Origin of the sequence: Amycolatopsis sp. NPDC006131, from assembly GCF_040614175.1 — a bacterium.
Taxonomy (GTDB): domain Bacteria; phylum Actinomycetota; class Actinomycetes; order Mycobacteriales; family Pseudonocardiaceae; genus Amycolatopsis_E; species Amycolatopsis_E tucumanensis.
Genome location: NZ_JBEXTX010000201.1, coordinates 1 through 6,374 on the forward strand (window position 1 = coordinate 1; position 6,374 = coordinate 6,374).

Sequence of the window (6,374 nt, forward strand, 5' to 3'; positions counted from 1 at the left end):
CGAGCATGTACCTGCTGGTGGCGGATCTGGGGCGGCCGGAGCGGTTCGTCGGGCGGATCGGTAGCACGGCTAGTTCGCCATGGTCGCCCACGCGGACTTCCGCCGCTGCGCCGTAATGCCGGGCCAGCGTCTCCGTCGTGAGCACCTCCGCGGGCGGTCCGGCGGCGACTGCCCGGCCGTCGTCGAGCAGGAGGAGCTGGTCGGCGTACTGCGCGGCGAACGTCAGGTCGTGCAGTGTCGACACCACGGTGATCCCGTCCTCGTGCCGCAGTCGGTCGATCAGCTCCAGCAACGCCTGCGCGTGCCCGATGTCCAGGCCCGTGGTCGGCTCGTCGAGCAGCAGCAGGCTCGCCCGCTGCGCCAGCACCCGCGCCAGGACCGCCCGCTGGCGTTCGCCGCCGGAGAGCATGTCCATTCGCCTGCCCGCCAGCGCACCCAGGTCCAGCCGGGCCAGCACGTCCTCCACAATGGACAAGTCCGCGCGGCTTTCCCGTGCGAGCAGGCCCAGGTGCGGCGTCCGGCCGAGCAGCACGTAGTCGGTCACCGTCAGGCCCGCTGGCACGGCCGGGTCCTGGGGCGCGTAACCGACCACGCGCGCCAGTTCCTTGCGCGGCAACCCCGACCTGCCGTCGATGAGCACTTCCCCTTGCGGCGGCAGGAGTCCCGCCACCGTTTTGAGCAAAGTGGACTTCCCGGCGCCGTTCGGGCCGACGATCGCCAGCCAGCCACCGGGCGGCACCTCGACCGACACCCCGTGCACCACCGGGCAATCGCCGTAGCCTGCCCGCACCGAGCGCAACGACAACGCGGTCACGAGAACCTCCTCCGCGACGAGCGCAGGATCCAGGCGAAGAACGGCGCCCCGGTGAACGCGGTGACCACGCCCAGCGGCAGCTCGCCCGGCATGACCGTGCGCGCCAGCTGATCGGCCAGCACCAGGAACGCCGCGCCGCCGACCAGCGACAGCGGGATCACCACCCGGTAGCTGGCCCCGGCGAGCATCCGCACCACGTGCGGCACCACGATCCCGACGAACCCGATCAGCCCGCTCACCGACACCGCCGCCGCGGTCGCCAGGGACGCCGCCGCCAGCACGACCAGCCGGATCCGGCCTGGCCGCAGCCCCAGCGATGCCGCCTCCGCGTCGCCGAGCGCGAGCACGTCCAGCAGCCGCGCCGACAGGCACAGCACGACCGCGGCGACCGCCACGTACGGCACCGCGATCAGGACCTCCCGCCACCCGCTCACGTTCAGCCCGCCCAGCATCCACGTGTAGACCTGCCGGATCGTCTCCGTGTTCAGCTGCTGCGCGAACGTCTGGATCGCGGTGAGGAACGACGCCACCGCGACCCCGGCCAGCAGCAGCGTGCTCGTGCTGCCGCCGGCCGAGCGGCCGACCAGCCAGCTCAGCCCGACCCCGCCGAGCGCGCCGGCGAACGCGGCCAGCGGCAACGGGCCGACGACCCACCCGCTGACCGCCGGGGCGAACACCACGACGAGCGTGGCCGCCATGCCCGCCCCGGCCGCCGCGCCCAGCAGGTACGGGTCGGCGAGCGGGTTGCGGAACACGCCCTGGAACGTCGCCCCGGACACCGCGAGCGCCGCGCCCACGATCCCGGCGAGCAGGACCCGCGGCACCCGCAGCTGCCACACGATCGCGGCCTCCCGCGCGGACAGCGGCGACTGCCCGCCGGTGACCTGCGCCCAGATCTCGGCGAGCACCCGCTGCCAGCCGAGGTCGCTCGCCCCGACGAGCACGGCGAACAGCAGGACGGCCACGAGCACCACGAGCCCGGCGACCAGGACCGGGGCTCGCAGCCGCGTGCGGGTGTCAGGCACCGGCCTTGGTGATCGCGTCGGCGACCGTGCGGACGAGCTCGACGATCCGCGGGCTCCAGCGCGAGGCGATGTCGTCGTCGAGGGCGATCACCTGTCCGCGTTGCACAGCGGTCAACGTGTTCCAGCCCGGGCGGGCGGCGACGGTCTGCGCGTTCTGCCCGCAGCACTTGCTGTCCGCGAGGAAGATCAGGTCCGGGTTGGACTGCAGGATGCGTTCGGCCGACAGCTGCGGGTAGCCGCCGGAGGCGTTCGGATCGGTCCCGTCGGCGATGTTGGTGAGGCCGAACCGGGTGAGGACCTGCCCGGCGAAGGTCGCCGAGGTCACGCTGTAGAACGTCTGGTCCAGCTCCCAGTAGTAGGTCAGCGACCGCTTCGGGGTGTCCGCGACGATCTTGTCGATGTCGTCGCGGGTCTGCCGGGCCAGGCTTTCGCCCTCGGCCTGGTGCCCGGTCGCCTTGCCCAGCACCTCGAACTGCGCGTAGGCGTCGTCGAGCGTCTTCGCGTCGGGCATCACGAGGGTCTTGGTGCCGGTCCTGGCCAGCGCGTCGGCGAGGCCGGTGGTGTCGGCGTAGACCACGACGAGGTCGGGCCGGTAGGCGGCGATCGCCTCCGGATCCGGGCTCAGGCCGGACAACTGGGTCCGCGGTGCCTGCTCCGGGAAGTTCGACGCCGAGTCGACGGCGACCACCTGCGGTCCCGCGCCGAGCGCGAACAACGTCTCGGTGGCGGCGGGCGACAACGACACGATCCGCTGCGGCTGCCGGTCGAGCGTCACCGCCGGTGCGCCGGGCGCGGCGACCGTGACCGGGAAGGCGCCCTGCGTTTCGGGTGGGGCGGTCGAATCCTCGGACGGCCGGGTGGCGCACCCGGTGAGTACGAGTAGAACGGCGAACAACGGTGCGATACGACGGAACACGGGAAGACCTCGGTTTCCGGCCGGCGTCCCGGGGCCCCGTCCCGCACCCAGGCGTAACGGACGCCGCACCCCTGAGCCGGAGGCGAAAGGCGTCGGCGCGGCGGCAGGCGACCTGGCTCGACCGGGTGAGCACGGAGCGCACCCGAGTCATCACAGTTGCGGCACAGCACCGGGTTCCCACCGGTTTCGCGGCCGCCGCGTCACTGGTCGGCAAGCCGCTGACCAGCGTGAGGAACGCTACCACCGGCGAATCTGGCCGCCGGGCGGGATCCTCGCGTAATCTTGATGGGATCGCGCGACGCGTATGCTCGGTAAGCAGAACCGAACCAGCCCATCAAGAACGACGTCGTTCCTCGCAGCCAGATCGTTACCGATCGGATGAGAAAATCCACACTCCGAGAGGGTGCCGTCATGTTTCCTGGGTGTTAAGGTCGCGCTAATCCAAGGGCCATCGTCGTCCCTGCAGCAGTACCGGGGGAACTTTCCGAACTGAGCATTGAGACGACGAAGGAGGTCCCCGCATGATCTTCTCCGCCAACCCGGGCAAGCAGGGCCTGTACGACCCTGCCATGGAGCAGGATTCCTGCGGTGTGGCGATGGTGGCCGACATTCAGGGCCGGCGCACGCACGCCATCGTCACGGACGGGCTGACGGCGCTGATCAACCTGGACCACCGGGGCGCCGCGGGCGCCGAACCGACTTCCGGCGACGGCGCCGGGATCCTCGTGCAGCTGCCCGACCAGCTGCTTCGCGAGGAAGCCGGCTTCGAGCTGCCCGAACCCGACGCGCAGGGCCACCACCGCTACGCGGCGGGCATCGCGTTCCTGCCCGCCGAGGAGGAGGCGCGCGGCAAGGCCGTGGCGCTGATCGAACGCCTCGCCGACGAGGAGAGCCTCGAGGTGCTGGGCTGGCGCGAGGTCCCGGTCGACGCCGACGGGGCGGACATCGGCCCCACCGCGCGTTCGGTGATGCCGCACTTCGCCATGCTGTTCGTGGCGGGCAGGCCGGACGCCGAGGGCGTGCGGCCCTCGGGCTTGGACCTGGACCGGCTCACCTTCTGCCTGCGCAAGCGCGTCGAGCACGAGAGCGTCGTGGCCGAGTGCGGCACGTACTTCCCGTCGCTGTCCTCGCGCACCTTGGTCTACAAGGGAATGCTCACGCCCGAGCAGCTCCCCGCGTTCTTCGGCGACCTGCGCGACCCGCGGCTCACCAGCGCGATCGCGCTGGTGCACAGCCGCTTTTCCACCAACACGTTCCCGTCGTGGCCGCTGGCGCACCCGTTCCGGTTCGTCGCGCACAACGGTGAGATCAACACGATCCGCGGCAACCGCAACCGCATGCGGGCCCGCGAGGCGCTGCTCGAATCGGGCCTGATCCCGGGCGACCTGACCCGGCTGTACCCGATCTGCTCGCCGGAGGCGTCCGACTCGGCGTCCTTCGACGAGGTGCTCGAACTGCTGCACCTGGGCGGTCGCAGCCTGCCGCACGCCGTGCTGATGATGATCCCGGAGGCGTGGGAGAACCACGCGACCATGGACGCCCAGCGCCGCGCGTTCTACCAGTTCCACGCCAGCCTGATGGAGCCGTGGGACGGCCCCGCGTGCGTCACCTTCACCGACGGCACGCTCGTCGGCGCGGTGCTGGACCGCAACGGCCTGCGCCCGTGCCGCTGGTGGCGCACCGCCGACGACCGCGTCGTGCTGGCCAGCGAGGCCGGCGTCCTGGACGTGCCGCCGGACCAGGTGGTCGCGAAGGGCCGCCTCAAGCCGGGCCGCATGTTCCTGGTGGACACCGAGGCAGGCCGCATCGTCGCCGACGACGAGGTCAAGTCGGAGCTGGCGAAGCAGCACCCGTACGAGGAGTGGCTGCACGCCGGCCTGCTGCAGCTGGCCGACCTGCAGGACCGCGACCACGTCACGCAGAGCCACGACTCGGTGCTGCGCCGCCAGCTCGCCTTCGGCTACTCCGAAGAGGAGCTGAAGATCCTGCTCGCGCCGATGGCCGAGAAGGGCGCCGAGCCGCTGGGCTCGATGGGCACCGACACCCCGCCCGCCGTGCTGTCCAAGCGCTCGCGGCAGCTCTACGACTACTTCAAGCAGGCCTTCGCCCAGGTGACCAACCCGCCGCTGGACGCGATCCGCGAGGAGCTGGTCACGTCGATGAGCCGGATCATGGGTCCCGAGCGCAACCTGCTCGACCCTGGCCCGGCCTCGTGCCGGCACATCCAGCTGCCGTACCCGGTCATCGACAACGACGAGCTGGCCAAGCTCATCCACATCAACGACGACGGCGACCTGCCCGGCTTCGCCTGCACCGTCCTGTCCGGACTGTTCGAAGTGGACGGCGGCGGCAAGGCGCTGGCGGAGGCGATCGAGCGGGTGCGCCGCGAGGCGTCCGAGGCGATCGCGGCGGGCGCGCGCACGCTCGTGCTGTCCGACCGGGACTCCGACCACAAGATGGCGCCGATCCCGTCGCTGCTGCTGGTTTCCGCGGTGCACCACCACCTGGTGCGCACCAAGGAGCGGCTGCGCGTCGCGCTCGTCGTCGAGACCGGTGATGCCCGCGAGGTGCACCACATCGCGCTGCTGCTCGGTTACGGCGCGGCCGCGGTGAACCCGTACCTGGCCTTCGAGACGATCGAGGACATGATCGCGCAGGGCGCGATCACCGGCATCGAGCCGCGCAAGGCCGTGCGCAACTACGTCAACGCGCTCGTCAAGGGCGTCCTGAAGATCATGTCCAAGATGGGCATCTCGACCGTCGGCGCCTACACCGCGGCGCAGGTGTTCGAGTCCTTCGGGCTGTCGCAGGAACTGCTCGACGAGTACTTCACCGGCACGGTGTCCAAGCTCGGCGGCGTCGGTCTCGACGTGCTCGCCGAGGAGGTCGCCGTCCGGCACCGGCGGGCGTACCCGGACAACCCCACCGACCGGGTGCACCGCCGCCTGGACAGCGGCGGCGAGTACGCCTACCGCCGCGAGGGCGAGCTGCACCTGTTCACCCCGGAGACCGTGTTCCTGCTGCAGCACGCCAGCAAGACGCGCCGCGACGAGGTGTACCGGAAGTACACCGAAGAGGTGCACCGCCTGTCCCGCGAGGGCGGCGCGCTGCGCGGGTTGTTCAAGTTCCGCAAGGAAGGCCGCGCCCCGGTGCCGATCGACGAGGTCGAGTCGGTCGAGTCGATCTGCAAGCGGTTCAACACCGGCGCGATGTCCTACGGTTCGATCTCGGCCGAGGCGCACCAGACGCTCGCGATCGCGATGAACCGCATCGGCGGCCGCTCCAACACCGGTGAGGGCGGCGAGGACCCGGAGCGGCTCTACGACCCCGAGCGGCGCAGCGCGATCAAGCAGGTCGCCAGCGGTCGGTTCGGCGTGACGAGCGAGTACCTGGTCAACGCCGACGACATCCAGATCAAGATGGCGCAGGGCGCCAAGCCCGGCGAGGGCGGCCAGCTGCCGCCGAACAAGGTGTACCCGTGGATCGCGCGCACCCGGCACTCCACGCCGGGCGTCGGCCTCATCTCGCCGCCGCCGCACCACGACATCTACTCGATCGAGGACCTGGCGCAGCTGATCCACGACCTGAAGAACGCCAACGAGCAGGCCCGCATCCACGT

General features: G+C 71.1%; 4 protein-coding genes. 1 reads left to right on the top strand and 3 read right to left on the bottom strand.

What is annotated here, in order from left to right:
• From ABZ215_RS42820 to ABZ215_RS42830, 3 genes are all read right to left on the bottom strand, one after another.
• On the bottom strand, positions 1-814 hold an 814-nt coding region (locus ABZ215_RS42820; protein WP_354956617.1), incomplete at its 3' end, for an ABC transporter ATP-binding protein.
• Positions 811-1,839 carry an iron ABC transporter permease gene (locus tag ABZ215_RS42825; protein ID WP_020419670.1) on the bottom strand — a complete coding sequence of 343 codons (1,029 nt, stop codon included), beginning with the start codon at positions 1,837-1,839 and terminating at the stop codon, positions 811-813. The genes ABZ215_RS42825 and ABZ215_RS42820, both read right to left, overlap by 4 nt.
• Positions 1,832-2,734, bottom strand: coding sequence for an ABC transporter substrate-binding protein (locus tag ABZ215_RS42830; protein ID WP_354956621.1), 903 nt, complete (start codon positions 2,732-2,734; stop codon positions 1,832-1,834). The genes ABZ215_RS42825 and ABZ215_RS42830 overlap by 8 nt, the downstream gene beginning before the upstream one ends.
• 542 nt (positions 2,735-3,276) lie before the next feature.
• Between ABZ215_RS42830 and gltB the strand changes: the two genes are divergently transcribed.
• Positions 3,277-6,374: glutamate synthase large subunit (gene gltB, locus ABZ215_RS42835; protein WP_354956619.1), on the top strand; the 3,098-nt coding region annotated here is incomplete at its 3' end.